This window comes from Burkholderia sp. IO2 (genome assembly GCF_029522185.1).
GTDB lineage: Bacteria > Pseudomonadota > Gammaproteobacteria > Burkholderiales > Burkholderiaceae > Burkholderia > Burkholderia cenocepacia.
In genome coordinates this window covers 55,872-80,805 of record NZ_JAKWFH010000006.1, presented here as the reverse complement: position 1 = coordinate 80,805, position 24,934 = coordinate 55,872, and the positions used below count along the sequence as shown (strand labels likewise).

The 24,934-nt window shown below is 65.8% G+C and carries 24 protein-coding genes; 9 read left to right on the top strand and 15 right to left on the bottom strand.

The genetic code is table 11. From position 1 onward, the window contains the following. Window positions 1–55: 55 nt before the first annotated feature. From MMB92_RS05510 to MMB92_RS05490, 5 genes are all read right to left on the bottom strand, one after another. On the bottom strand, window positions 56–811 hold the full coding sequence (locus tag MMB92_RS05510; protein WP_062910275.1) for a glucose 1-dehydrogenase: 756 nt from the start codon (window positions 809–811) through the stop codon (window positions 56–58). Between the two features lie 107 nt (window positions 812–918). After that, window positions 919–1,302 carry a VOC family protein gene (locus tag MMB92_RS05505; protein WP_059881733.1) on the bottom strand — a complete coding sequence of 128 codons (384 nt, stop codon included), beginning with the start codon at window positions 1,300–1,302 and terminating at the stop codon, window positions 919–921. Window positions 1,303–1,332: 30 nt separating this feature from the next. Then, window positions 1,333–2,079, bottom strand: a complete 747-nt coding sequence (locus tag MMB92_RS05500; RefSeq protein WP_062911388.1) for an SDR family oxidoreductase — start codon at window positions 2,077–2,079, stop codon at window positions 1,333–1,335. 145 nt (window positions 2,080–2,224) lie between these two features. Then, a complete protein-coding gene (locus tag MMB92_RS05495; RefSeq protein WP_054315096.1) occupies window positions 2,225–2,977 on the bottom strand; it encodes an SDR family oxidoreductase in 753 nt (250 codons plus the stop codon). Window positions 2,978–3,164: 187 nt separating this feature from the next. Then, the gene (locus MMB92_RS05490) at window positions 3,165–4,823 is read right to left on the bottom strand and encodes an NAD(P)/FAD-dependent oxidoreductase (RefSeq protein WP_277562584.1); all 1,659 of its coding nucleotides are present in this window, start codon (window positions 4,821–4,823) and stop codon (window positions 3,165–3,167) included. 39 nt (window positions 4,824–4,862) lie between these two features. On the opposite strand from MMB92_RS05490, the gene MMB92_RS05485 reads away from it, so the two are divergent. From MMB92_RS05485 to MMB92_RS05465, 5 genes are all read left to right on the top strand, one after another. Next, window positions 4,863–5,054, top strand: coding sequence for a hypothetical protein (locus MMB92_RS05485; protein ID WP_062910273.1), 192 nt, complete (start codon window positions 4,863–4,865; stop codon window positions 5,052–5,054). Between the two features lie 57 nt (window positions 5,055–5,111). After that, the gene (locus tag MMB92_RS05480; protein WP_035956565.1) at window positions 5,112–5,684 is read left to right on the top strand and encodes a nuclear transport factor 2 family protein; all 573 of its coding nucleotides are present in this window, start codon (window positions 5,112–5,114) and stop codon (window positions 5,682–5,684) included. Window positions 5,685–5,839: 155 nt separating this feature from the next. After that, a complete protein-coding gene (locus MMB92_RS05475) occupies window positions 5,840–6,778 on the top strand; it encodes an alpha/beta hydrolase (RefSeq protein ID WP_059881723.1) in 939 nt (312 codons plus the stop codon). A 77-nt stretch (window positions 6,779–6,855) separates the two neighbouring features. Next, a complete protein-coding gene (locus MMB92_RS05470) occupies window positions 6,856–7,791 on the top strand; it encodes an IclR family transcriptional regulator (RefSeq protein ID WP_230391036.1) in 936 nt (311 codons plus the stop codon). A gap of 48 nt (window positions 7,792–7,839) precedes the next feature. Then, window positions 7,840–8,619: an IclR family transcriptional regulator gene (locus tag MMB92_RS05465; RefSeq protein ID WP_277562583.1), complete on the top strand. Its 780-nt coding sequence runs from the start codon at window positions 7,840–7,842 to the stop codon at window positions 8,617–8,619. Window positions 8,620–8,664: 45 nt separating this feature from the next. On the opposite strand, the gene MMB92_RS05460 is transcribed toward MMB92_RS05465, so the two are convergent. Both MMB92_RS05460 and MMB92_RS05455 read right to left on the bottom strand, forming a co-directional pair. Beyond that, window positions 8,665–9,570 (bottom strand): NAD(P)-dependent oxidoreductase, encoded by a 906-nt coding sequence (locus MMB92_RS05460; protein WP_277562582.1) that lies wholly within the window; start codon window positions 9,568–9,570, stop codon window positions 8,665–8,667. Window positions 9,571–9,609: 39 nt separating this feature from the next. Further along, window positions 9,610–10,692: an alpha/beta hydrolase gene (locus MMB92_RS05455; protein WP_277562581.1), complete on the bottom strand. Its 1,083-nt coding sequence runs from the start codon at window positions 10,690–10,692 to the stop codon at window positions 9,610–9,612. A gap of 445 nt (window positions 10,693–11,137) precedes the next feature. On the opposite strand from MMB92_RS05455, the gene MMB92_RS05450 reads away from it, so the two are divergent. The 3 genes from MMB92_RS05450 (at window position 11,138) to MMB92_RS05440 (ending at window position 15,388) form a co-directional block, all read left to right on the top strand. Then, the gene (locus tag MMB92_RS05450; RefSeq protein WP_062910268.1) at window positions 11,138–11,878 is read left to right on the top strand and encodes a carboxymuconolactone decarboxylase family protein; all 741 of its coding nucleotides are present in this window, start codon (window positions 11,138–11,140) and stop codon (window positions 11,876–11,878) included. Between the two features lie 386 nt (window positions 11,879–12,264). Then, window positions 12,265–13,752 carry an aromatic acid/H+ symport family MFS transporter gene (locus tag MMB92_RS05445; RefSeq protein ID WP_264839409.1) on the top strand — a complete coding sequence of 496 codons (1,488 nt, stop codon included), beginning with the start codon at window positions 12,265–12,267 and terminating at the stop codon, window positions 13,750–13,752. A gap of 13 nt (window positions 13,753–13,765) precedes the next feature. After that, window positions 13,766–15,388, top strand: a complete 1,623-nt coding sequence (locus MMB92_RS05440) for a GMC family oxidoreductase N-terminal domain-containing protein (protein ID WP_062910265.1) — start codon at window positions 13,766–13,768, stop codon at window positions 15,386–15,388. Here the strand turns inward: MMB92_RS05440 and MMB92_RS05435 are convergent, their stop codons facing one another. The 5 genes from MMB92_RS05435 to MMB92_RS05415 all read right to left on the bottom strand — a co-directional run bounded on the left by MMB92_RS05435 (window position 15,389) and on the right by MMB92_RS05415 (window position 20,197). Further along, on the bottom strand, window positions 15,389–16,294 hold the full coding sequence (locus MMB92_RS05435; protein WP_277562580.1) for an alpha/beta hydrolase: 906 nt from the start codon (window positions 16,292–16,294) through the stop codon (window positions 15,389–15,391). It lies immediately after the preceding gene. A 303-nt stretch (window positions 16,295–16,597) separates the two neighbouring features. Further along, window positions 16,598–17,176 (bottom strand): DUF2889 domain-containing protein, encoded by a 579-nt coding sequence (locus tag MMB92_RS05430; protein ID WP_062910263.1) that lies wholly within the window; start codon window positions 17,174–17,176, stop codon window positions 16,598–16,600. After that, on the bottom strand, window positions 17,173–18,618 hold the full coding sequence (locus MMB92_RS05425) for an MmgE/PrpD family protein (protein ID WP_062910262.1): 1,446 nt from the start codon (window positions 18,616–18,618) through the stop codon (window positions 17,173–17,175). Before MMB92_RS05425 ends, MMB92_RS05430 begins: the two co-directional genes overlap by 4 nt. 243 nt (window positions 18,619–18,861) lie before the next feature. Continuing rightward, window positions 18,862–19,110: a hypothetical protein gene (locus tag MMB92_RS05420; RefSeq protein ID WP_062910261.1), complete on the bottom strand. Its 249-nt coding sequence runs from the start codon at window positions 19,108–19,110 to the stop codon at window positions 18,862–18,864. Between the two features lie 151 nt (window positions 19,111–19,261). Continuing rightward, window positions 19,262–20,197, bottom strand: coding sequence for an alpha/beta hydrolase (locus tag MMB92_RS05415; protein WP_062910260.1), 936 nt, complete (start codon window positions 20,195–20,197; stop codon window positions 19,262–19,264). A gap of 109 nt (window positions 20,198–20,306) precedes the next feature. On the opposite strand from MMB92_RS05415, the gene MMB92_RS05410 reads away from it, so the two are divergent. Next, window positions 20,307–21,203, top strand: a complete 897-nt coding sequence (locus MMB92_RS05410; RefSeq protein ID WP_062910259.1) for a LysR family transcriptional regulator — start codon at window positions 20,307–20,309, stop codon at window positions 21,201–21,203. A gap of 15 nt (window positions 21,204–21,218) precedes the next feature. On the opposite strand, the gene MMB92_RS05405 is transcribed toward MMB92_RS05410, so the two are convergent. From MMB92_RS05405 to MMB92_RS05395, 3 genes are all read right to left on the bottom strand, one after another. After that, complete coding sequence (locus MMB92_RS05405) at window positions 21,219–22,151, bottom strand: LysR family transcriptional regulator (protein WP_059881704.1); 933 nt, start codon at window positions 22,149–22,151, stop codon at window positions 21,219–21,221. A gap of 297 nt (window positions 22,152–22,448) precedes the next feature. Next, complete coding sequence (locus MMB92_RS05400; protein ID WP_060232693.1) at window positions 22,449–23,597, bottom strand: CoA transferase; 1,149 nt, start codon at window positions 23,595–23,597, stop codon at window positions 22,449–22,451. Between the two features lie 21 nt (window positions 23,598–23,618). Further along, window positions 23,619–24,839: a CoA transferase gene (locus tag MMB92_RS05395; RefSeq protein WP_062910256.1), complete on the bottom strand. Its 1,221-nt coding sequence runs from the start codon at window positions 24,837–24,839 to the stop codon at window positions 23,619–23,621. Window positions 24,840–24,934: the final 95 nt, after the last annotated feature.

Sequence of the window (24,934 nt, the reverse complement as noted above, 5' to 3'; positions counted from 1 at the left end):
GCGCGCGACGGCGCAATCAGCATCGCACGCCGCCCGGCCTATGACGGCTTGCCGCTTAATCCCACATCAAGCCGTTGTCGACGTTGATCGACTGACCGGTAATGCTGCTCGACAAATCGGATGCCAGAAACAGGACTGCGTCGGCTATGTCGCGCGGGCTGGCGAACCGGCCGAGCGCGGTGTCGTCCAGCATCTTGCGAAAACCGACCGGATTGGCTTTTTCCAGATCGTCGAGCAACGCGGTACGCGTGGCGCCGGGGCAAACCGCGTTCACCCGTATGCCGCTGCCGCCGAGTTCGTTCGCGGCCACACGCGACATCACGATCGCCGCGGCCTTGGAAGCCGCATAGGACGCGTTCGAGGTGGCCTTCGCGCCCTTGCCCGCAATCGATGCGATGTTGACAATCACGCCGCCGCCCGCCTCGGCCATGTGACGCGCGAAACCCTGCATCGTGAAGAACAGTCCCCGCGTATTGACGTTCTGGATCCAGTCCCAATCCGCCGGCGTCAAGTCGAGCAGTTTGATCTTCCGCGTCACGCCCGCGTTGTTCACGAGCACATCGACGCGGCCGTTTTCTGCAACGGCTCTTGCCGTCGTCGCGGCGATCGATTCGAGGTCGCCGCTGTCGCAATGGAGGTAGCTCGCCTTCCGGCCGCGGTCGACCAGTCGCGTTGCAAGTTCGTTGCCGCGCGCGTCGTCGACGTCGGTCAGAATCACATGAGCGCCCTCTTCGGCCAGACGTTCGGCGATGGCCGCGCCGATCCCGGCCGCCGCGCCGGTTACCACTGCCGTTTTGTTGCTGATCAGCATTGTTTCTGCTCCTCCGTTGAAACCGGGCCGTCTTGACGTGGATGGTGTTCTTGCATGGGATCGCTCATCGTCATTCGATGGTTCGGGGCAGCGACCCACTTCGTCCGTCACAGCGAATGAAATCCGCACAGCTTGTTGCCGTCCGGATCGCGCATATATGCCAGATAAAGGTGTCCTACCGGCGTGTCGCGGACGCCCGGGGGATCCTCGCAGGTCGTTCCGCCGTTGGCCATGCCTGCGGCATGCCATGCATCGACCTTGTCCGGACTGTCGATACGAAATCCGATCGTTCCGCCATTAGCGCCATGCGCCGGTTTGCCATTCAGCGGTATGGCAATGGTCAGTAACGTATCGCCGTGCGTATAGAAGATGCGCGGCGAATTGAAATTGACCGATATCGCGGGTCCAATGCCGAGCACGCCCATCACGGCATCGTAGAATTTCTTCGACCGCTCCAGATCGTTGCTGCCCAGATTCACATGACTGAACATTTCGGTTTCCTCGGTATCGACGGGCCAGGCTCAAGAGGCCATCTGATGGGCCTTCTTGATGCCCGCCCCGGCAGCAAGGAACCCACCATCGACAGCCAGGCATTGCCCGGTGATGTAAAGCGATTTTTCAGAGGCGAGATACGCGACTGCATTGGCCACTTCGTCGGGTTCGGCCATGCGATTGAACGGAATGTCCTCGAGGTACGCTTCGAAGTCGTCCGTCGACAGCTGTTTGCGCACCATGTCGCTATCGACCGGCCCCGGCGCGACCGCGTTGCAACGCACGCCCAACGGCGCATATTCCAACGCCGTCTGTCGCGTGAGCTGAATGAGGCCCGCCTTCGACGCGCCGTAGGCGACCCGGCCGAAACCTGCCCGGATTCCCGCGATCGAGGCAATGTTGACGATGGCGCCATGGCCGCTGCGCACCAGAAGATCGGTTGCGAGTTGCGTCAAAACCAGCGGTGCGGTCAGATTGACTTTCAGCGTCCGGTTCCAGTCTTCCAGCTGCATTTCGCGAACGAGAGACAGCTTGGCCATGCCAGCATTGTTGACCAGCACCGACAGTTCGGTCAGCCCGGCAAAATAGGCGCGACAGGCCGCGAAATCCGTCACGTCCAGCGCATCGGTCCGTATCCCTTCGGGCGGGACGAAGCCCTCGAGCGCCTCTTGCCGATCGAGGATGAGCACGCTCCATCCGTCGTTCCTGAGACTTTTGGAAATTGCCTGGCCGAGGACGCCGGCGCCGCCGGTCACGATTGCAGTTCCTTTGCTCATGGTCTGCTCTTCAGAGAATGCGTATCTCGAGCCAGTCATGTTCGCCGGGCGAGCGGCATCTATGCCCGTGCATGACAATGGCCGTTATCCGCTGCCGCCGCGATTCCCGGTCTGCGCGGGGTGTCGGGCAAGCAGGGCGCGCCGCTCAATAAATCGTGACGCCGCTATCCACGGGAATGACCTGCCCGGTCGTATGTCGCGATTCGTCAGACGCCAGATAGACCGCCACATGCGCCATATCGACGGGCTCGCACGGCCCCAGCAGGCACTGGTCGGCCAGCTTGCGCAGCTCCTCGCGCTCGTCCACCAGATGACGCACGCGCTCCGACAGCGTCAGTCCCGGCGCAATCGCATTCACGCGGATGCGGTCGCGCGCATACTCGGGCGCCATCGAACGCGTCAGCGCATGAACGCCGCCCTTCGCCGCCGTATAGCAATCGCGATCGGTGAGCGCCATCAGCGCGACCATCGATGAGAAGTTGATGACCGAACCGCCACCCGCTCGTTGCAGATAAGGAATGCCGTATTTGCAGACCAGGAACGTACCGAAGAGATCGAGTTTGATCGCCCGCCAGAACTCTTCTTCGGGTGCGTCGGTCACGCGCGCATCATGCGGCGTCGATCCGCCGGCGGTATTGCAGAGCACGTCGATCTTTCCGAACGCCTCTGCGGCGCGCGCCAAACCGGCGCAGACGCTCTCCTTGTCGGTGACGTCGAGCCTCAGCGGGACGATCCGTTCCGCGCCACCGCTCGCTTCGGCTGCCGCTTCCGCGAGATCCAGATGAATATCGCCGGCCAGCACGCGTGCACCTTCGGCGATGAACTGCTTGCAGATCGCAGCGCCGATGCCGCCGCCCGCACCGGTCACGAATGCAACCTTGCCGTCAAGCCTGCCCATTTCACGTCTCCTTCATGTTGTTCGAACGATTCCCGTCCGAGCATCGATCCCCATCGCCGATTCGCTTGCACGCGCACGTCTGTAACGTGTGCAGCACCACGATGTCGTCGAGTCCGGGATGCTCGACAGGCAGCCCTTGCGCTTGTGACACCAGGGCAGCCCTCGAGCACGCTCAGCGATGAGTTCGTTACGCCTGCTGTTCGACCGCTGTATCGCGCGACTCGGTCTTGCGCTCTTCGGCGCCCGTCAGCACAAAACCTGTGTAACCGGATGCCGCGACCGCATCGCATTTTTTCCGGTAGGTGCCGTGCCCGCCCAGATACGGCAGGAACACCTGCGGCTTGCCCGGCACGTTGGCGCCGACATACCAGGAATTCGCTTTCAGATAGAGCGTCTTCGACACGACGTCCTGGACGTGCTGCATCCAGTCCTCTTCCGCCTTCGGCTCCGCGTCGATCCGCACGACGCCCGCCTCGCACAAATCGACCATGCAGCGCGCGATCCAGTCGACGTGCTGCTCGATGCTCATCGACATGTTCGCAAGCGGCCCCGGGCTGCCGGGCCCCGTCACCGTGAACAGGTTCGGAAAGCCGCTCGTCATCAGGCCAAGGTAGGTCTTCGCGCCGGCCGCCCACTTGTCGTTGAGCCTGACGCCGCCCACGCCGCGCACGTCGATATGCGTGAGCGCGCCCGTCAGCGCGTCGTAACCGGTCGCGTAGATCAGCACATCGAGCTCGTGCAGCCCGTCGCTCGTCACGATGCCCTCCGGCACCACGCGCTCGATCGGCGTCGCCTTCAGGTCGACGAGCGTCACATCGTCGCGGTTGTAGACGCTGTAGTAGGTATCGCCGAGACACGGGCGCTTCGTGCCGAACGGGAACCCGCGCGGCATCAGTGTCTCGGCCGTCGCCGGGTCCTTCACCGTCTCGCGGATCTTGCCGCGAATGAACTCGGCGACGGTCTCGTTGGCGGCCTCGTTCGACAGAATGTCGCCGTAGCACATGCGAAAGCCGAGCAGCTGGCTGTTTTCCCACGCGTTCTCATATTTGCGCTTGCGCTCTTCGGGCGTGGCGTCGAGCGCGGACTCGACCGGGAACGGCACGGCGATGCCGAAGCGCGTGAGGCGGCTGATCTCGCGCCGTTCCGCGTAAGTCGCCCGCACGCGCGCATGCATTTCAGGCGTCAGCGGATGATTCTTCGCCGGCACGACATAGACGGCCGTGCGCTGGAACACGGTCAGGTGTTTGCACTTGCCGGCAAGTGCCTGAATCACCTGGATACCCGACGAGCCGGTGCCGATGACGCCGACCCGCTTGTTGCTGAAATCGACTTCGTGGTGCGGCCAGCGGCCGGTGTGATGACTTTCGCCCGCGAACGTCTCGATTCCCGCAATCTCGGGCGGCTTCGGCACCGACAGCACGCCGGTCGCCGGCACGAAGAAACGTGCGCGCGTGACTTTTCCATCGGATGTCGTCACGTTCCAGAGATTCCGCTTTTCATCGAATACGGCGGACTCGACGCGCGTATTGAAGCGTATGTGCCGGCGCAGATCGAAGCGATCGGCCACGTGATTCAGGTATCGCATGAGCTCCGCCGCGGTCGGATAGCGCTCGGGCCAGTCCCACTCGTCCTGAAGCTCCGCAGAAAACGAATAGGAGTAGTCCCAGCACTCGAGGTCGACGCGCGCGCCGGGATAGCGATTCCAGTACCACGTTCCGCCGACGCCGTCGCCCGATTCGAATGCCTGGATGCGAAAGCCGGCATCGGTCAGCCGCTTGATCGCATACAGTCCGCCAAAGCCGGCGCCGACGATGACGGCGTCCAGTACGTCCGAGGTCTGGTTCATTGCGTTGTCTCCTGAAGATTGGTGCTTGTCAGGAACCTATTGAATGACCGCACGCCGGTCGGCATCAATTCCGACAGCGACGCCTTCCCGTACATTGAAATCGGCGCCGACGTCGCGGTCGTGCATGCCGAGGGCGGGACCGACGCGCCAGGCATGCCGGCAGATTGGCATGTCGCGCCGCACGATCGTCGGCGATTTCAAAGTACGGCAGACGCGCATCGCGCGAATTGACGCGAGCCAGCCCGGCTCTTCATCGTTGCGGCAGGGAAACGAAAGGAGCGCGACGCCATGTCTGCCGCCATGCAACGCCTGATCGACAAGGACCAGATCCGGGACGTGATGCTTCGTTACGCGCGCGGCGTCGATCGTCGCGACTGGGAACGCGTCCGTTCCGCATTCTTCGAGGATTGCCACGACGACCATGCCGACTTCAAGGGCACGCGCGACGCGTTCATTGCGTGGGTCAGGGAGCGGCACGATGCGCCCAGCCTGCTGACGTCCACGCACTTCCTCGGCAACTGTCTCGTGGAATTCGCGTCCGATAGCGTCGCCGCCGTCGAAACCTATTTCGTCGCGCGGCTGGAGCTCGCGCCGCAGGCGAGCGAACATCGGTCGATGCTCGACGCGAAACATGCCGACAGCACGCACAACAGCCGCGTCCAGGTATTCGGCCGCTATGTCGACCGCTTCGAGAAGCGCAACGACGAATGGCGCATCGCGCGTCGCCGAACGGTGTTCGATGCGATCGAGTCGCACCTCGTCGATGCAGCCGACGCCAAGCTCAATCCGGCATGGATGCTCGGCCGCCGAGATCAGCACGATCCGGTGTTCGCGCTGCGGGCCGAAGTCGGCTTGAACTGACGCGCAGGGCGCGCTGCCGAGCGCTTTCGCTGGCAGGCAAAGCATCGGCAAACGCGCTCACTGAGACATCGCATGCACTGCTCGACTGCGTCAAGGAGTCGACCGCTTACTCGTAACGGCGCCACGCTGCATCGCGCTACTGAAAAGTCGCCATCATGAGCCTCGATACCGAAACCCGCGCCTTCATGGACAAGCTCGCCGCGACGGCGTCGAAACCGCGTCATTTGATGACGCCGGACGAGGCGCGCGCCGCGTTTGCGCGCATCAGCACGATCCTGTCCGCGGGCGCCGACGTGCGTGCCACCATTGCGCTCGACATCCCGGTCGACGGCGGCACGCTGCGCGCGCGCCTGTTCGTGCCGCATGAACGTCCGCAAGCGCTGCTCGTGTATTTTCACGGCGGCGGCTGGGTCGTCGGCGGCATCGAAGAATTCACGCCGCTTTGCCGCGAAATCGCGGTCGGCGCAGGTGTTGCGGTCGCGCTCGTCGAATACCGGAAGGCGCCGGAACATCCGTTTCCGCGGCCGGTGCTCGATGCGTGGCAGGCCGCGCAGTGGCTCGTCGCCGAGCAGCGCGCCCTGCTCGGGACGACGCTGCCGGTGCTCGTCGGCGGGGATAGTGCGGGGGCGAACCTCGCGATTGCGGTGACGCTGCTCGCGCGACGCGAACGAGCGGTATCGTTCGCCGGGCAGCTGCTCGTCTATCCCGTGACCGACTGCGTATTCGATCGGCCTTCATACGTCTCGCCCGACAATCAGCTGCTGACCAATCGCGACGCGATGATGTGGTACTGGACGCACTATGCGCCGACCGACGACGCCCGGCAGTCGAGTCTCGCGTCGCCGCTTCGGGAAGCCGATCTGTCGGGCCTACCGGAGGCGATCGTCGTCACCGCCGAGCACGACGTGTTGCGCGACGAAGGCGAGGCTTACGCGCGGCGTCTCGAGGAGGCCGGCGTGCCGGTTCAGCATCTTCGCGCCGCCGAGCAGATGCACGGCTTTCTCATGATGATTGGCATTCTGCCCGGGAGCCGTACCGGGCTGGAATTCATCTGCGACCGGCTGCGCCGCGTCGTCGCGCGCGCGTCGCACTGACCTGCGACATCGCACCCTCCGTCTCGATCTCGGGCACGTCCCGACTCCATGGTTCGCGCGAAGGTAGTACGATCCGCATGGACGCGCGCACGCGCGTCGGACCCAAATACGGTCCGCCATCGAAGAAACAGACGGAGACACGCATGCAACCCGGTAGATCCTTGCCGACGCACGTCGATGCGAGGTCCGGCAATGGCCCGCATGGCGTCGACACCGCGTGGCCGAAACTGCCGCGCGGTGAACGCGCGCCGAGCAGCGCGATGGTGACGCCGCTCGCGCGCGGGCTGGCGATCCTGTCGGCGTTCGGCCCGGACAAGGCCTGGCTCCGCAATCTGGAGATCGCGCAAGCAACCGGCATTCCCCCGCCGACGGCGCTGCGCCTGCTCCGCTCGCTCGTCGCACTGGGCTACCTGCACCACGACAAGAGCAGCCGGAAATACGCGCTCGCGCCCGCGTCGCTCGCGCTCGGCTACGCGGCCGTCGTCGACCCGAACCTTCAGCGCCTCGCCAGCAGCGAAATGCGGAAACTGGCCGAGGCGACCGATACCTACGTGCTGCTCGGCACGCGCGACCGTCTCGACATCCTGATTCTCGATACGCAGATCGGGAGCCGCACCGTGCTCGATCTGCGGCTGCGGCCCGGCATGCGCATGCATATTGCGTATTCGCTGATGGGATGGGCATTGCTGGCCGCGTTGCCCGAAGCGGAATGCCGCTACTTGCAGCGCGAGCTCGAGCAGCGTGCGGACGACAACTGGCCCACCATCGGACGTCGCATGGTCGAAAAAGTCGCGCAGGTGCGCGAACTGGGGTTCGGCATGTTGCACGGCGACTGGGAACCGGAACTCGCGTGTGTCGCCGCGCCCGTATCGCTTCCCCATCGCCCGCCGCTGGTGCTCGGCTGCGTCGGACGCACGGCGCGCCTTGCGCAGGCGAGGCTCGAGCGCGAACTCGGCCCGCGGCTCGTCGCGATCGCGCAGACGCTTCGCGAGCGCGCGCCGCACGGTGTCTGACAACAAGGGACCGCGATGGCCATGCAACCCGATCGTTCAGGAGCCGCAATGCCCGAAGCCACTCATGTCACGCTGACGCTCGATCGCGGCCTGCAGATCTTGCGCGCGTTTCACGCGGAGCGGGCACCGCTGACCAACGGCGAACTGGCGCAGCGCACGGGCATGTCGCGGTCGGCCGTCTCGCGTTTGACCTCTACGCTGATCCATCTCGGCTACATCCACCGCGTCGCGGGCGGCGCGCGCTTCGAGCTCGCGACGGGCGTGTTCGGCATCGGTTATGCCTACCTCGAAACCAATCCTGTCACGCGACTCGCGAACCCGCTGATGCAGCGGCTTGCCGATCAGTTGAACGTGTCGGTCGCCCTCGCAGCGCCCGACGGGCTCGACATGCTCTATATCGCCCATCGGACAAGCGCAGGCATCGCCACGCTGCGGCTCGGCGTCGGTTCGTTGCTGCCGATGGGCTGCACGGCGATCGGGCGTGCATGGCTCTGGACGCTGCCGCAGCCGGAGCGGCAACAATACGTCGCGCGGTTGCTGGAAGCGGCCGGCCCACAGCGCGAAGCGATGCGAACCGGCATCGAGAAGGCCTTCGACGATCTCGACACGAACGGCGTATGCATGTCGTTCGGCGAGTACCAGCGTCACGCCTATGGCATCGCGCGGCCGATCAGCGTCGGCCGCGCCGCCACACCGATGTCGCTCAGTTGCGGCGCGATCCGGTTCGAATCGGATATCGGCGCCGTCAGGGAGCGCATCGTGCCGGCGCTCAAACAAGCCGCACACGAACTCGAGGTCGCGCTTCGCGACGTTCGCTTCGAACCGTGACGGCATGCAGGCGGATTGGCGGCAGCGCGTCGCGCTAACGCAAACTCAGGCGGTCCGCCCTCGCACGCGCGTGCCGCCCTGCTCCGCGACGAACGTCAGAATCGAAGTAAAGTCCTGCGCCCCGCGCCCCGCTTCGTAGGCCGCGTGCCAGACGTAGCGCGCGCGGTCGATGGTCGGCGTCGCGATATTCAGCAGACGCGCTTCGTCGAACCCGAGCGACATATCTTTTTCGATGATGGCCAGCGCCGCGCCATAGTCGAATCGGCCCGACACGGCGCGGCTCAGCATCTTCGAGCCCGCAAAGCTCTGTGCCGTACCGGCGTCGAGCAGCCGCATCATCATGTCCGGGTCCAGACCGGCCTTCGCGCCCATCGCGAGCCCTTCCGAGCAGACGACGAGATTGGTCGCCATGATGATGTTGTTGACGATCTTCATGATCTGCGCCATGCCGGCGCGCTCGCCCATCACGAGTACCGCTTTGCCGATCAGCGACAGCAGCGGCATGAGCTGCTCGACCGCGGCCGGCGTGCCGGCGGCGAGCATCGCGAGCGTGCCGGCCCGCGCAGCGGGCGCGCCTCCCGAGATCGGCGCATCGACGATGTCGATTCCTTTCTCGGCCAGCCCGGCGCCGATTCGCTCGATCATGTCCTGACCGATCGTCGACATCTCCGCGTACACGCGAATCGCTTTGCCATGCACGACGCCGTCCGGGCCGAGGCCGACCGCGAGCGACACATCGCGATTCGGCAAGCAGGCAAAGACGATGCTGGCCGCATCGGCGACCTCGCGCGGCGAATCATGGATGACCGCGCCGCCTTCGATAAAGGGCTCGAGGGCCGCAGGCGACGGATCGTAGACATGCAGGCGGAACGATTGCCCGAGCAAGCGCTCGGCCATCGGGCCGCCCATCTGTCCGAGGCCCAAAAAGCCGATATGTTTCAAGGTTTCCATTCGAAATTCCGGATCGGTTCATCAAACAGGCTAGACGTGTCAACGCGCCATCGCATCGCTTATCCAGGCCGCAGCCGCCATCAGCGCTTCCTGTGCGGCCGCGCATGCGAGGCCCATCCGAAAGAAGCCGTGGATCATGCCCTCGTAGTGCCGCAACGTGACGGGCACGCCGGCGTCGAACAGGCGATTCGCGTAGGCGTCGCCTTCGTCGCGCAGCGGATCGAAACCGGCCGTCACCACGAGTGCACGCGGCAATCCCGCCAGCGACTTCGCGCGCAGCGGGCACGCATGCGGATGAAACGCGTCCTGCTCGTTTTCGACGTAGTGGCGCCAGAACCGCACCATCGCCCCGCGCGTGAGCAGATAGCCGGACTGGTTCTCGACGTAGGAACGCGTAGGCGGCGTGTGATAGTCGGTCACCGGGTAGACCAGCACCTGCGCGCATAGTGGAGGGCCGCCTTCGTCGCGGATTCGCAGCGCCGTCACGGCGGCGAGGTTGCCGCCCGCGCTGTCGCCGGCCACGACCAGGCGCGACGCGTCGAGCGACAGCAGGTGGGCGTGCTGCCCGATCCAGCACACCGCATCGAAGCAATCGTTGACCGCGGCGGGAAAGCGATGTTCGGGCGCAAGCCGGTAGTCCACAGCAATCACGGCGGCGCCGCTTCCCGCGCAGAGGTCGCGACACACGTGATCGTGCGTGTCGAGATTGCCGATCACGAAACCGCCGCCGTGAAAGAACACGGTCACGCCTTCACTTTTTCGCTCTACCGGCCGGTACAGGCGCGCCGCGAGCACGCGCCCGTCGAGCGGTATGTCGAAATCGACGGTTTCGCCCACGACCGTGCGCCGGTCGAGCGGCGGATACGCCAGCCCCTCGCGGAGTGCCTCGACGGACAGGCTCTCCATCGGCGGCGCGGATTCGAGGCTTTTCAGTATCGTGGCAATGTCGGAATCCAGCACCATGTGCGTTACTCCGCGACGCGCGAGGCCGTTGCAGCGCCCCGTGTGGCCCGGGACGTCGCCGGTGTATCGGCATCGTCTCGACGATTCGATCGCAAGCTGTTGAAAAGGGGCATGACTTGTCTCCGTAGTGGTCTCTGTCGGGCGTCGATCGTGCGGCATGGAACGATTGAGATTGCGCCGACCGTGCCGATCGGAACGACGCCGACAGGTGCGTGTAAAGCGTGCCGCCGTGTCGGGGGACGGTCAATTTTGGCGAGCGGTCATTTCCGTACAACGGAACCCGACTTCCGAGCGAGATCGGGCGCGCAACGGACGCCGCAGCTCCGCTCGCCCGCGCCCCGGCAACCGACGCATCCACATACTCGGCTCGCGGCTAAATCGCGGTGGCGACAGCACGTCGTCTCGAACCGACCATGCGGATACAAGGAACAAGGTCCACGCGCCCCGCCGCATCGGCGATCGCGGAAAGCCAGCCGGTCAATCGATACAGGAAGATTTTCAACGTACGGAAGGCTCGAACGAAACGGATTCGCGCGCGGCAAGTCGGCCCTTATCCTGCTATCGCGGCCCATCCTCGGCGCCGAATCTCAGGTAGACGACCATCATGAGCGATCCCGTCTCACTCAAGGCCCGGTTCGAACGACTTCACGGCTTCTGGAACGACGCCCTCGATATCGGTCTGAACGAGGATCCCGCGTTCTTCGACCGTTACCTGTCCATGGCGGAAGTCGCGCTCGGCTCGCCGCACCTGGAGCCGAAGATCCGGCATTTCGTCCTGATTGCCGCGAACGCAAGCGTGACGCATCTGAATGCCGAAGCCGTCGGACAGCACATCGACGCTGCCGTCAAACATGGCGCCACCCGAGCCGAACTGCGCGAGGTGCTACAGATCGCCTCCGTGCTCGGAATCCATGCGTACATGGTCGGTGTGCCGATCCTGCTCGAGGAGCTTGCCGCCGCCGGTGAATCGGTCGATGCCGCGTTCCCGCTCGACCGCGCGTTCGACAAGGTATGCACCGAGTTCTGCGAGCGTCGTGGCTACTGGAGCGACGAACTGCAAGGCATGGTACGCAGCTCGCCCGCATTCTTCGACGGCTATACGGCCTTTTCGTCGGCGCCCTGGCAGACCGCGGCGCTACCGCCCGTCGTCAAGGAGCTGTTGTATGTGGCAATCGACGTATCGACGACGCATCTGTTCGAACCGGGCGTCCGCATTCATATGCGTAACGCGCTTCGCTACGGTGCGACGCCGGCACAAGTGCTGCAGGTCATGCAAATCGTCAGCTGTGTCGGGATGCAGAGCTTTCTGCTCGGCGCACCGCATTTGAGATCGGCGATGGCCTGACCGCGCGTTCATGGCCGTATGCACGGCCGCTTCCCTGCTTCGGCGCAGCGTCGCTCCTTACTCGTTCGACACGTCGTGAGATTTTCGCCAAAACCCTCGCTCCGGTTTTCGAATGGGCACATGCGCAGGGCCGGAAACGCCGAGGCGCGGCGCGCGGCCTGCACCTGCGGATCGATTGCCGGTACACGGCTGCCGAATTCGATCCCGTCGAATCGCGGCTTCATGAAAACTCAATTGGTTCGCCGGCGGCATGCTCTTACGCTGCCCATCGCGGATTGCAGCCGTGATGAACGCGATACGCGCGCATCGGCACGAGGCTGCAGCAGCATCGAACTGCACGGCAGACATCGCGCTCGCCGGCCGGCCATCCCGGCGACCCGAAGGCGGTGTCCGTCATCACCGGCAAGGCGTGCACGCACACGCCCATTGCGACGTTCGAGCGGGATCCGACTCGACGCATAAGAAAAATCCGGGACGTTTCCGGAATAGATCCTTCGGCATTGATTGCGTGCAAGGAGGATCGCCATGGTTGGGAATCCGGAAGGATTCTTCAGGCAATACATTTACAACAAAGGTATGGAGACAACATGAATCAAGCAACGCCGCCGGTCCGCAGCAGTCTATTCGTCGTGCTTCTATGCTTCCTCACGATCGTGGCGGACGGCTACGATCTCATCGTCTACGGCGCCACCGTTCCGCATCTGCTCGCCGAGCCCGGCTGGCATCTGACGCCTGCCGCCGCCGGCATGATCGGCAGTTGGACGCTGGTCGGGCTGATGGTCGGCCTCGCGGTGGCCGGCCCGCTGACCGATCGTATCGGCCGACGCCGCCTGCTCATGGTGGGCGTGCTCTGGTTCTCGGTCGGGTCGTTCGTCTGCGCGTTTGCGACCTCCCCAACGTTCCTCGGCACAGCCCGCTTCGTCACGGGAATCGGCATGGGCGGCGTGGTGCCGTCCGCCGTGGCGCTGGCGGTGGAGTACGCACCCAAAGGCCGCCGCCAGTTCTACAACGCGCTCACGCTGACCGGCTACTCGGTAGGCGGCATCGTCAGCGCGCTGCTGGCCATCGCGCTGCTTCACGAGCACGGCTGGCGCACGTTGTACGCGCTCGGCGCACTGTATGCGCTGATCCTGCCGGTCATGTACTTCCTACTGCCCGAGTCGGCGGATTTCCTCGTCAATCGCGGCCGTATGGACGAGGCGCGCACGCTCGCGGCCCGCTATTCGCTCGATCTCGACCAGATCCTGCGCGACAAGGATGCCCAACGCGTTTCGCATGGCGCCGCGCGGGCGGCAGGCGGCTACCGGCTGGTGCTGTCGCGCCCGTTCCGCGCCACGGCACTGCTGCTCGCGTTCATGACCTTCTGCGTGCAGCTGATCATTTATGGGCTCAATGCGTGGCTGCCGCAGCTGATGCGAGCGGCCGGCTATCCGCTTGGCTCGTCGCTGCAGTTCCTGCTCGTGATGCAGTTCGGGGCGGTCGTGGGCATGCTCGGCGGCGCATGGCTCGCCGATCGCGTCGGCACGCGACGCGTCATGTTTGCGTTTCTCGTGCTCGGCGGCTTGTCGCTGATCGTGCTGAGCCAGAAGCTCGATTCCAGCTGGCTGATGCTCGCCGTATTCGGCGCGGGGCTCAGCTCGATCGGCACCAGCAGCCTGATCTACGGGTATATCGCCTCACACTTCCCGACTTCGTGCCGCGGGTCGGCGCTGGGCGGCGCACAGGCCGTCGGGCGTTTCGGCTCGATCCTCGGGCCGATGATCGGCGGCTGGATCGTCGGCGCCAATCTCGGCCTGCACTGGAATTTCTATGCGTTTGCGATCCCCGCGATCGTCGCGGCGACGGTCGTGCCGCTGATCCCGAGATCGGCATGAGGTGCCACACGCGATGGAAACATACGACTACATCGTAGTAGGAGCAGGCTCATCGGGCTGTGTGGTGGCGAGCCGCCTGTCCGAGGACCCCACGGTGCGCGTGCTGCTCGTCGAAGCGGGCGCGGACATGAACAACTTCTGGGTGCGCACGCCGGCCGGCGCGGGCAAGCTCTTCATGGACAAACGGTTCAACTGGGCGTTCGATACCGAGCCCGTGCCGACGCTCGGCGGCCGCACCGTCTACTGGCCGCGCGGCAAAGGCCTCGGGGGCAGCAGCGCGATCAACGGCATGATCTACATGCGCGGCCAGCCGAGCGATTTCGACCATTGGGCCGCGCTCGGCAACGACGGATGGAGCTGGGCCGACGTGCTGCCCTATTTCATCCGGTCGGAAACGAACCAGCGCGGCGCGAGCGACCATCATGGTGCACAGGGCCCGCTGCACGTCAGCGACGCGGCCATCTCGCACCCGAGCGCCGACAATTTCATCGCCGCGGCCGAGCAGGCCGGCATTGCCCGCAGTGCCGATCTGAACGGGCCGCCGTACGAAGGCGTCGCCTATCGGCAATATACGATCCGCGACGGGCGCCGCCATTCGTCCTATGACGCGTTCATCGAACCGGTACGTCATCGCCGCAACCTGACCGTGCGCACCGGTGTGCGCGTGATGCGCGTCGTGCTCGAAGCCGGCCATGCGACCGGCATCGAGGTGCTGGATCGCGGCGTGCGGCGGCACATCGCTGCCGCGCGCGAAGTGATCCTGTCGGGCGGCGCACTGGCTTCGCCGCAATTGCTGATGCTATCGGGCATCGGCGACGCGGCGGCCCTGCATCGCCACGGGATCGCGGCGACGGTCGACTCGCCCGAGGTGGGCCGCAACCTGCAGGATCACTGGTTCGGCTCGTTGGCATGGCGCGTCACGCCGGACAGCTCCTATAACCACCGGCTGCGCGGGCTACGCAAGTATCTCGAAGGCGTGCGCTATCTGCTCACTCGCCGCGGGTATCTCGCGCTCGGTGCGGCACCCGTGACGGCTTATGCGCGCAGCGAGCCGGGGCGCCCGGAAGCCGACCTGCAACTGACGGTGAGCCCGATGACGTTCAAATTCTCGGCATCCGGCGAGCCGGTCGTCGACGATTTCCCGGCCATCGGTGCGGCGGTCGTCCTGTTGACGCCCGACTCGCGCGGTCATATGACGCTGAAGTCGCCGAACCCTCTGGATGCGCCCGCGTTTCATCCGAATTACCTGAGCGATCCCGGCGACATCCGGCGTTCGATCGCGGGCTTGCGGCTGATGCGGCGCATCGCGAACACTGCCCCGCTCGCGTCGCGGATCGTCGAGGAACGCGTGCCGGGCGCGGCCGTCACGACGGACGAACAGTGGCTCGCCCATCTCAAGACCTACGGCAACAGCGGCTGGCACCAGGTCGGCACCTGCCGGATGGGTGTCGATGCGCAGGCCGTCGTCGATCCGCGGCTGCGCGTGCGTGGCGTCGCGCGGTTGCGCGTCGCCGATGCGTCGATCATGCCGAAGATCGTCGCCGGCAATACCAACGCGGCCTGCATCATGATCGGCGAAAAAGCCGCGGACCTGATCCGCGCGGACGCGACACCGGCCCGCGCGGTACCCGCATGATTACAGGTGCTTGCCGAAGAACGGCGCCAGCGTCGACACCGCTTCACGCATCTGCTCCGGCGTGTCGTACAGCGACATGTGCGTGCCACCCTGGATTACATGAAGGTGCTTGTCGGTGCTGGCCGCTTTTTCCAGCAGGTTCTGGCTATGCCACAGCGAGCCCGCTTCGCTGCCGGCGACCAACTGCAGCGGTTGCGTCAGCAGCAAGTCGGCCAATGCGAAGGCGTCGTAGGTCACGAGCTGCGGCAGGCTGCTCGTCGTGAACTGGCTCGGCGTGTTCCGGTGCTGCGCACGCGGCGTACGGTAGTAGTCGTACGCTTCGCGCATGTCGCGATCCTCGACACCCTCGAGGCTCGTCGGCGAGAACGGGATATAGGAGAGCGGCTCGCCGGCGGCTTCGCGCGTGCGCGCTGCGGCACCGAGTTCGAGCAATGCGATCGATTTCTCCGGCGCCTCGTTGCCATGCCAGCCGACGCGGAACATGCTGCCGATATTGACCGCGCTGACGGCGCCGACCGCCTTGATGCGCCGGTCGGTCATCGTCGCGTGGACCGCATAGCCGCCGCCTGCGCATACGCCGAGCGCGCCGATCCGGTCGCGATCGACGAAGTCTTGCGTCGCCAGAAAATCGACCGCGCTACGCACGTCGTTGACGCGCGCATAGGGATCCTCGAGAAACCGCGGCATGCCGCCGCTCTCTCCCTGGAACGACGCGTCGAACGCGAGCGTGACGAATCCCTCGCGCGCGAGCTGTTCCGCATAACGGCCGGCCGTTTGCTCCTTGACGCCGCCGCCCGGATGAACGCAGACGATCGCCGCGTACCGGCGCGACGCATCGAAGCCTTCGGGGAAATAGAGGTTACCGGCCATTTCGAGCGAGCCGTTGCTGAATTTGACTGATTTCATGGGTTCTCCGCTAGATGTCTTGCCGGGGCGATTCGAGGTTTGCATCCCGGACGGTTCAAATATAGCGATCGATATCGTCAGCAACTAGACTGCTTAAAGCACTTACGATAATAAGCCGGGCTTATCAATCGCGGTCGAACTTTCGCGATCGGACACGCGCCTCGGAATGCCGCCCCGACGGTCGATCCGGGCAGGTCGACGCGTAGGGAAAGGCATGGAAAAAAACGAACGTCACCGGGCGTGCCAGGCAACGGCCGGTGACGCGATGAAGGCGCGCAGCGAGCGCTTGGCCGCGCCCGCTGCTCAGCTTCGATCCGGGCGATGAAACGCCGGCCAGCGCTGCAGGACGAGCTCGCGCGACGCGCCGTATGCGAAGCAACTGTCGATCTTGAGCGGTTTTCCGCTGGCGTCGGTCGCGTCGAGCAAGGTTTGCGAACGCAGCGGATTGACGGTCTGAATGGCCGCGGTGGCGAGCGGGATCAGGATTTCGCGCAAATGCGTACAGGTGTCGCCGGACGGCAGCCGCTTGCGTACCTCGCCGCTCCAGCCCGCACCGATGCGCAGCCCCACCAGCGCTTGCAGCGTCGCGCCGCCGCCCGGGCATTCGCGGTACGGATACGCGCGGATGAACGTTTCGACCTCGTGGACGATCATGTCGAGATCGAACACCACGCGCAAGCCGAGATCGTGGATCGGCTCGTGCGCCGGCACCACGCGCGGGCTGCTCGGCGGCGCGAAATCGTGCGGTTTTCGGTCGGTCAGATAGCCTTCGATTTCAAAGAGACCGTCGCTTCGTTTGAACCCCTCGAACGTGATCTGCCTCGTGTGCAGCGGCTCGCGCGTGACGCGTTCCGTTGCCGCGGCATGGTCATGAACACTCATTCCTCACTCCCGTTTGCATGAATCTCGCACGACGCGGTGGCCAGCGCCTGCGCGAGCATCCGGCCATCGCTGCGTGCGTCTTGAACGAGCGCAGCGAATTCCCTGCCGGCCGATGCGCGCACGCCATGCGACGCCAGTCCTGCGCCCTTCGCGACGATCTGCTCGAGCGTCAGCGGTCTCGCAGGCGTACCGACGCTGTCGATCACGACGCTCGACTGGGCGCTGCCGTCGTCGCGCACGATCCGTACGCCCGTCGCGAAGCGGGTCGGGTAATACTGCGTCAACGCGTCGCTCGCCTCGAAACGTACGCGCTCCGCAATGCGCCGGATCTGCGGATCGCCGAGGAACGCGTCGTCATAGGCGTCATAGCGGGTCGGGCCGTAGCTCAGCGTCGCGCCGACGATATAGGGGCAACTGTATTGGGCTGCCATCGTCGATTCGGGCTGCGCGAGCATGTGCTGATCGGCGATGAGCTGCGGGCCGCTGATCACGATCTCGCGGATGTCGTCGGTCCGCATCGTGAAGTCGGCAGTCAGTTCGGCGAGCGCGTCGATCGTCGAATGGAACAGGCGACAGCACGCGTACGGCTTGAGGCTGATCGAATGGATCTGCAGCGGGCCGCCCAATTCGACCGCGCGCAGCGGGCCGCCGAACAGCGCGGCGAGCCCGTAGGTGCCTTCGACGACGCGCCGCGGCGCCGTTACGGCGTCCATTCGCGCGAATTCCGCAGCGAGCACGCCGTTGCGTGCCGCGATGCCCGCATGAACGCGCTTGACCTCCCCGCCCGACGCTTCCGCCGAGAACTGCATCGCGCCGCTTGCCTGCGACAGCGCATGCCCCCACGCACGGATCAGCGATTCCGGCGTGACGGGCGTGTCGTCGCGGTAGGCGTGTAGCGCCACGCAGGCCGTGGCCGCACCGAACGTGCCGAAAATCGCCGTCGGATGAAAGCCGCGATGCACGGTTTCCATCCCGCCCGCTGCGGCGCCGACCAGCGCCATCGCTTCGTATCCGGCCGCCACGGCCCGGAACAGCATGGCCCGCGACGCGCCCGTGTTCGCCGCGACGGCCAACGCGGCGGGAATGACGACCGCGCCGGGATGGCTCAGCGTCTCGTTATGCGTGTCGTCGAGTTCGTAGCTGTGCGAGGCCGTGCCGTGTACCAGCGCGGCAAGCGATGCGTCGGCCGCCCAGTCGGCGCCGAGCACCGGGCTCGCCCCCGTACCGGCGAAACGACGCGACCAGCGTGCGATCTGGGCCGTCCACGGCCGCGTCGCGCCCCACAGCGAGACGATGAAGTTGTCGAGGAAAAGCCGGCGCAGTGCCGCGGTATCGGCATCGGTCGCGGACCGGTTCGCGATGGACGCGACATGCGCGGCGATGGCCGCGGTGACGTCCGTCGGTGCAGATGCCGGCTCGCCGGTGCCGTTGGGGGATTGCATGCTGTCTCCTGTCGTGACGCGGCCAGGGCGGCGCGCGCTGCGGCATCGCGCGTGCGGCCGCGATATGCGGGCACGCGGTGCACATATCGTCACGATGCGCGGGCAGCGCCGCAGCGGTCAATTCGCGCCGGGCGTCCTTCCGTACTTTGAAATGCCGGTGGCGGCAATGCGCGCACCCGATCGTCGAGCGGACGGATCGGGCGCGGCACTAACAGTCGGCGCGAACGCGCGGTATGCCTCGACCTACGCGGAAAGGGACTCGATCGACGTCACTTCGACGCCATCGTAGGCCGTGGCTTCGCCGCGATCGCGCCATGCGGCCAGATCGGCCTGACGCGCGGCGATGGCCGCGTCCCAGGCGCGATACGCGTCCTTGCCCAGCATCAGCCGCAACGGCGGCACGTCGCTATTGACGGCATCGACCATCACGCGCGCGGCCTTCGCGGGATCGCCTGCCTGCTTGCCGACCTCGCGTTCCAAATAGTCGAGCATGACGAGGCGCCGGTGATAAACCAGATCTTTGCCATGAAACGCTTTCTGGATAGGTCGACGTCGTCACGCCAGCGCCTCAGCGGCGCGGCACGGGCATGAACACCGGACCGATGAAAAATTGAAATGTGTGCGCGGGAATGCTCCGCCGGCGTCAACGCGCGGCCCCGAGATTGTCCTGAAAGAACGGCCCGAGCTTCGACATGGCCTGCTCGACGTATTCGGGTTTGTCGTACAGATCGTAGTGGCTTGCGCCCTCGACGACAAACAGGTTCTTCCGGCTCGAACGCGCGCGTTCGAATAGTTCGTAGCCGTCGCGGTACGACCCGAACGCGCCGGGCCTGCTGCCGATGACGATCTGCAGCGGCTGAGTCAGCAGCTGCTCCGCGAGGTGAAACGCGTCGAAGCCCACCGCCGCCTGCAGGCGGGAGAAGCGCAGCTTGTTCGGCGAGCCAGGCTGTTGTCCCCGCGGCGTCGTGTAGTAGTCGACGGCTTCGACGATGTCGATATCGTTGACCCCGGCCTGTTTGCGCGCGGCTTCCGACGCGGGAATGTAGGTGACGATCAGCGGGTCGGCGCCGCGCGCCTCGGCGGTACGCTGCTTGCCGATCGCGTCGAGCGTCGCGAGCGCCGCGTCGGCCGACAGGTCGCCTTCGCGCATGATGCGGCCGTAGTTCGCCGCGACGACGGTACCCACCGCCTTGATCCGGCGCTCCGTCATCGCCGCGTTGACTGCATAGCCGCCGCCGCCGCAGATGCCGAGCACGCCGATACGCTCGTCGTCGACGTAATCGAGCGTCACCAGATAATCGACCGCGCAACGGAAGTCCTCGACGCGTGACGCCGGATCCTCGATGTAGCGCGGCTCGCCGCCGCTCGCGCCCTGATGGGATGCGTCGAACGCGAGCGTCACGAAGCCGAGCGCGGCCAGCTTCTGCGCGTAGATCGACGCAGTCTGCTCCTTGCAGCTGCTGATCGGGTGGCCGCAGATGATGGCCGGATACTTCGTGCCGGCATCGAAGTTCGGCGGGACGTAGAGATCGGCGGCAATGTTTGCCGAGCGGTTGGGGAACGTGACGGATTGCGGCATGGCGTTGTCCTCGCTGCGGTGAAAATTGGAAACTGCACCTATGTTAGACGCTGGCCCGTCGAGTGATAATCCTGCAAAATCTGCTTAAAGTCATAAGCAGGGGTTCTCAATGGCCGGCAATAACCTCAAGGATCTATCCGCGTTCGTAATGGTGGCGGAAGAGCGTAGCTTTACGCGTGCGGCTGCACGGCTCGGCGTATCGCAATCGGCGCTGAGCCAGACGATCCGCGGGCTGGAAGCGCGGCTCGACCTGCGGCTGTTCATGCGCACGACGCGCAGCGTGTCGCTGACCGAGGCCGGCGAACGGCTGCTGAACCGCGTCGGCCCAGCGATGAGCGAAATCGATGCCGGCCTTGAGGAGATCGGCGAACTGATCGGCAAGCCGACCGGCGTGATCCGGCTGACGGCCGACGAATTCGCAGTGCAAAGCGTGCTGCAGCCGGCCATCGCGCGTTTCCTGCCCGATCATCCGGGCATCCGGATCGAGATCACGACCGACTACGGTCTGGCCGATATCGTCGACGGCCGCTTCGACGCGGGCGTGCGGCGCGGGCGTCTCGTCGCGAAGGACATGATCGCGGTGCGGATCGGTCCCGATGTGCCGATGGCCGTCGTCTGTGCGCCGTCGTATCTCGACCGGCACCCGGCGCCCAAGCGCCCGGCCGATCTCGTGTCGCATGCCTGCATCAACCTGCGCCTGCCGACGCACGGCGAATTTCTCCCGTGGATTTTCACGAGGGCCGGCAACGAGCAACGCATCAAGGTGGACGGCCCGCTGGTGTACACGAGCATCGCACCCGTGCGGGACGCGGCGCTCGCCGGCCTCGGGCTTGCCTATCTGCCCGTCGAATACGTGCGCACGGCGCTTGCGTCCGGGCAACTCCTCGAGGTGTTGAGCGCATGGCGCAAGACCTTCGAGGGCTACCACCTCTATTACGCGAACCGGCGGAACGAGACCTCCGCGTTCTCGCTGCTGGTCGACGCACTGAAATACCGCAAGCCCTGACGGCCGCGCGGTTCGTCACGCCGCCGGCGCGTCGCCTGGGGGGCGGTCCAGCAGTTGCCGGATCAGCGCGCGCGCGATCGGGCCCTGCTCGCGGCCCCGCGCGGTCGCGATATGGATGCGGCGCACGGCCCACGGCTCCGCCAGCTCCATCACGGCGACGCGGCTGAACAGTTCGTGACTGACGAGGCACTCCGGCTGCACCGTCACGCCGAGTCCGGCCTGCACGAGGCTGACGGCGACGCCCGCGCTCCTGACGCCGTACCGCGGCTCGAAATCGACACCGATACGGCGCGCGGCCGCGCGGATTGCGCCGAGCATCGCGCCGACCACGATCAGGTTTTCCGACAGCAGATCCTGGGTAGTCAGGCTGGCGCGCGCCGTGAGCGGGTGGCCCAGCGGGACGACCGCGATGAGGCGATCCTCGCGGTAAGGCGTCACGTCGACGCCGCCGAGATCGAGTTCGTGCGCGGCCGCGAACACGCCGACGTCCGCATCGCCGCGCGCGACGGCCTGCACGATCTCGACGTTCTCGAGTTCGTTCACGACCAGATCGACGAGCGGATACTCGCGCTGAAACTCGCCGATCTCACGCGCGAGAAACGGCACGATGATCGAGCGCGCCGACGCGACGGAGAGTTCTCCGCGCATGCCGTCGGTGAACGACGAAATCTCGGAACGCATGTCATCGAGGTCGTCGAAGATGCGGCGAATGTAGCGGACCAGCACCTCGCCGGCCGGGCTAGGCGCCACGCCTTTCGGGCTGCGTTCGAGCAGCTTGATGCCGGCGATGTCCTCGAGGTCCTGGATGCGCTTGGTCGCGGTCGACGCGGCGACGTTCTCGCGGATGGCCGCAAGCCCGATCTGCTGCTCCTCGACCGCCGACAGAAACAGCTTCAGCGTAAACAGATCGACCTGCCGGATCAGGTGCAGGCGATTGAATGTACTCATGTCTCCCCTCATGCACGTCTCGATGACGTTGTCGCGCGTCGCGGCCGCTCGCGCGCCATCGTCGTCGTGCCGGGAGCGTCGTGCGGGAAACGAGGCGTGGCGGCGCGCGCGGCGCGTGAAGGATCGCGGCGTTCGACGCCGATCGTACACCGGATCGACGCGAGCGGCGCGGCGGGACGCGGCCGCGCGATCGCGCACGGCTGCGCGCGTGCGGCGGTTTCCGTGGCGCGGCAGCGCATCCGCAACGGTTGCCCGGCGCGCTGCGCCGCCAATCGTCAGACTGTTGCCACGACGCGCCTAGCGGCCGGTGCGCAGCAGCGCGTCGAGCGACGCGTTGTCGGCGCCGATGTCGTGCGCGGCGTGCAGCGGCGGCGGGCGCTTGCCGTCGAACGACAGCGGCAGTCCGACCAGGCCGATCTCGTCGTCGGACGGTTTTTCGATGATGCCGAGCGCGTGCGTCTGCGCGTGCGCGACCACCTCGGCGGTAGTCTGGATCGGCGCGACGGGAATGCCCGCCGCCTGCAAGCGCGTCTGCCACGCGGCGCGATTGTCCGTCGCGAGCCGCTCGCCGATCAGGCGGTCGATCTCCGTGCGATTGCGCAGGCGCGCCGCATTGGTCGCGAAGCGCTCGTCGCGCGCCCATTCGGGGCGCTCGAGCGCCGCGCACAGCTTGGCGAACAACGCGTCGTTCGCGGCGCTGACGATTAGATAGCCGTCGGCCGTCGAATACGCGCGATGCGGGACGATGAACGCGACCCCCGATCCGTGCCGGCCGCCGGTATCGCCGTCGGCGCTGTAGTTCGCGATCGCCACGGTCATCCAGCCGATCGCCGTTTCCAGCAGCGAGCCGTTGATGGTCGCGCCGCAGTGCTTGATCTGGCGGCGATACAGCGCTGACAGGATGCCGATCACGGCCCAAAGCCCCGCGCCGAAGTCGACGATCGACACGCCGGCGCGAACCGGCGCCTGCCCTTCCTCGCCCGTGATGCTCATGATCCCCGAGAACGCCTGCATCAGCGGATCGTAGCCGGGCAGCGTGTTCAGCGGCCCGAGATGGCCGAACGCGCCGATCTCGCAGTAGATCAGTTCCGGCTTGGTTACACGCAGGCTGTCGGCATCGAGCCCGTATTGTGCGCTGGAGCCCGGCCGCAGGTTATGGATGAACACGTCCGCGTGCTCGGCGATCAGCCGGTGCAGCGTCGCCAGTTGCTCGCGGTCCTTGATGTCGATACAGGCGGAACGCTTGCCGCGGTTCAGCGCGTGATACGCCGCGCCGCTGCCCTTCCATTCGCTCGGCCCCCAGCCGCGCGCCGAGTCCCCGGTCGGGCGCTCGATCTTCCAGACTTCGGCGCCGAGCGACGCCAGGATTTTTCCGGCGAACGGCGCTGACGCACTATCGCTCAGTTCGACCACCACAACACCCGACAGCGGCAGGTCACGCAACATGTCGCTTCTCCTGATTTCGTCTTACTGCGATTGCGGCGAGCCGCTCGCGTCCGGCGCATACGCGCCGCCGGAGCGCAGCATCCGGTCGATTTCCTCTGCACCAAAGCCGTACTCGGCCAGCAACGCCGCGGAATGCTCGCCGAGGCGCGGCGCCGGATAGCGCAACGCCGGCGCGCTTTCGCTCCATTGCTGGGGGATGCCTAGCGTCCGGATCCGGCCTTCGGACGGGTGATCCAGCTCGGCGAAGAAGCCGACCGCCTTCATGTGTGGATCGTCGATCAGCGTTTCCGGCGTATTCATCTCGATCACCGGAATGTCGGCTTCGGTCAGCGCGTTCACCCATTCGGCCGTGGTCCGCGTCTCGAACACGCTCGCGAGGAACGCGTACAGCTGCGCGATATGCTCGGTGCGCCCACCGATGTTGTTGAAGCGCGGATCGTCGGCCATCTCCGGATGCCCGCACAGCACGAAGAAACGCTGCCAGTGATGGTCCGCATAGACATTCACGCCTATATAGCCGTCGCGCGTGCGATACGGGCGGCGGTCGGGATTCATCATCCGCGCATAGCCCCAGTCGCCGAGCGGCGGCACGAACGTGTGCCCGTACAGATGGTCGCCAAGCACGAAGTGCGCGAAGGTCTCGAGCATCGGCACGAACACCTGCTGCCCGACACCGGTCTTCTCGCGCCGGTAGAGCGCCATCGCCACCGCGTTGCTGGTCGCCATGCCGACGACGCGATCGGCGATCGCCGTCGCGACATAGGTCGGCGGTCCGGCCTTGCGGCTCTGCAGCACCGGCATCCCGACCGCAGCCTGGATCAGGTCGTCGTATGCCGGGCGCGACGCATACGGGCCGTTCTGACCGAAGCCGAACGCGCCGCAGTAGATGATGCGTGGATTGAGCTTGCGTACGTCCTCGTACGCGACGCCGAGCTTCGCCATCGTGTGCGGCCGCATGCTGTACAGCAGTACGTCGGCCGCTTCGGCCATGCGTTTCAGCGCGCCGATCCCGTCCGGATGCTTGAGGTCGAGCACGAGGCTGCGCTTGTTGCGATTCAGGTGCAGGAAGATCGGGCCCATGCCCGGATGGCGGCTCGGGCCGATATGGCGCGTCGTGTCGCCGTCGCGCGATTCGATCTTGCAGACGTCGGCGCCCATGTCGGCGAGCAGCAGCGACGCGTACGGGCCCATGAAGTTCGACGTCAGGTCGAGGATGCGTACTCCGTCGAGCGGTCCGGCCATCTCAGCCTCCGTCGACGCGATGAAAATCAAAGGGCTTCACGATGTCTCCTCCGTGAGCGGGGCACGCCGCGCGGGCGCCGGTGGGCCGGCGCGCC

Bases quoted from the DNA above. Each gene is read 5' to 3' on its own strand.
- MMB92_RS05425 (WP_062910262.1), bottom strand. From the start codon at position 18,618: ATGCAATCCCCCAACGGCACCGGCGAGCCGGCATCTGCACCGACGGAC.
- MMB92_RS05410 (WP_062910259.1), top strand. From the start codon at position 20,307: ATGGCCGGCAATAACCTCAAGGATCTATCCGCGTTCGTAATGGTGGCG.
- MMB92_RS05475 (WP_059881723.1), top strand. From the start codon at position 5,840: ATGAGCCTCGATACCGAAACCCGCGCCTTCATGGACAAGCTCGCCGCG.
- MMB92_RS05465 (WP_277562583.1), top strand. From the start codon at position 7,840: ATGCCCGAAGCCACTCATGTCACGCTGACGCTCGATCGCGGCCTGCAG.
- MMB92_RS05430 (WP_062910263.1), bottom strand. From the start codon at position 17,176: ATGAGTGTTCATGACCATGCCGCGGCAACGGAACGCGTCACGCGCGAG.
- MMB92_RS05460 (WP_277562582.1), bottom strand. From the start codon at position 9,570: ATGGAAACCTTGAAACATATCGGCTTTTTGGGCCTCGGACAGATGGGC.
- MMB92_RS05405 (WP_059881704.1), bottom strand. From the start codon at position 22,151: ATGAGTACATTCAATCGCCTGCACCTGATCCGGCAGGTCGATCTGTTT.
- MMB92_RS05495 (WP_054315096.1), bottom strand. From the start codon at position 2,977: ATGGGCAGGCTTGACGGCAAGGTTGCATTCGTGACCGGTGCGGGCGGC.
- MMB92_RS05490 (WP_277562584.1), bottom strand. From the start codon at position 4,823: ATGAACCAGACCTCGGACGTACTGGACGCCGTCATCGTCGGCGCCGGC.
- MMB92_RS05420 (WP_062910261.1), bottom strand. From the start codon at position 19,110: ATGCTCGACTATTTGGAACGCGAGGTCGGCAAGCAGGCAGGCGATCCC.
- MMB92_RS05400 (WP_060232693.1), bottom strand. From the start codon at position 23,597: ATGTTGCGTGACCTGCCGCTGTCGGGTGTTGTGGTGGTCGAACTGAGC.
- MMB92_RS05440 (WP_062910265.1), top strand. From the start codon at position 13,766: ATGGAAACATACGACTACATCGTAGTAGGAGCAGGCTCATCGGGCTGT.
- MMB92_RS05435 (WP_277562580.1), bottom strand. From the start codon at position 16,294: ATGAAATCAGTCAAATTCAGCAACGGCTCGCTCGAAATGGCCGGTAAC.
- MMB92_RS05395 (WP_062910256.1), bottom strand. From the start codon at position 24,839: ATGGCCGGACCGCTCGACGGAGTACGCATCCTCGACCTGACGTCGAAC.
- MMB92_RS05415 (WP_062910260.1), bottom strand. From the start codon at position 20,197: ATGCCGCAATCCGTCACGTTCCCCAACCGCTCGGCAAACATTGCCGCC.
- MMB92_RS05505 (WP_059881733.1), bottom strand. From the start codon at position 1,302: ATGTTCAGTCATGTGAATCTGGGCAGCAACGATCTGGAGCGGTCGAAG.
- MMB92_RS05455 (WP_277562581.1), bottom strand. From the start codon at position 10,692: ATGCCGCACGATCGACGCCCGACAGAGACCACTACGGAGACAAGTCAT.
- MMB92_RS05510 (WP_062910275.1), bottom strand. From the start codon at position 811: ATGCTGATCAGCAACAAAACGGCAGTGGTAACCGGCGCGGCGGCCGGG.
- MMB92_RS05450 (WP_062910268.1), top strand. From the start codon at position 11,138: ATGAGCGATCCCGTCTCACTCAAGGCCCGGTTCGAACGACTTCACGGC.
- MMB92_RS05500 (WP_062911388.1), bottom strand. From the start codon at position 2,079: ATGAGCAAAGGAACTGCAATCGTGACCGGCGGCGCCGGCGTCCTCGGC.
- MMB92_RS05480 (WP_035956565.1), top strand. From the start codon at position 5,112: ATGTCTGCCGCCATGCAACGCCTGATCGACAAGGACCAGATCCGGGAC.
- MMB92_RS05470 (WP_230391036.1), top strand. From the start codon at position 6,856: ATGGACGCGCGCACGCGCGTCGGACCCAAATACGGTCCGCCATCGAAG.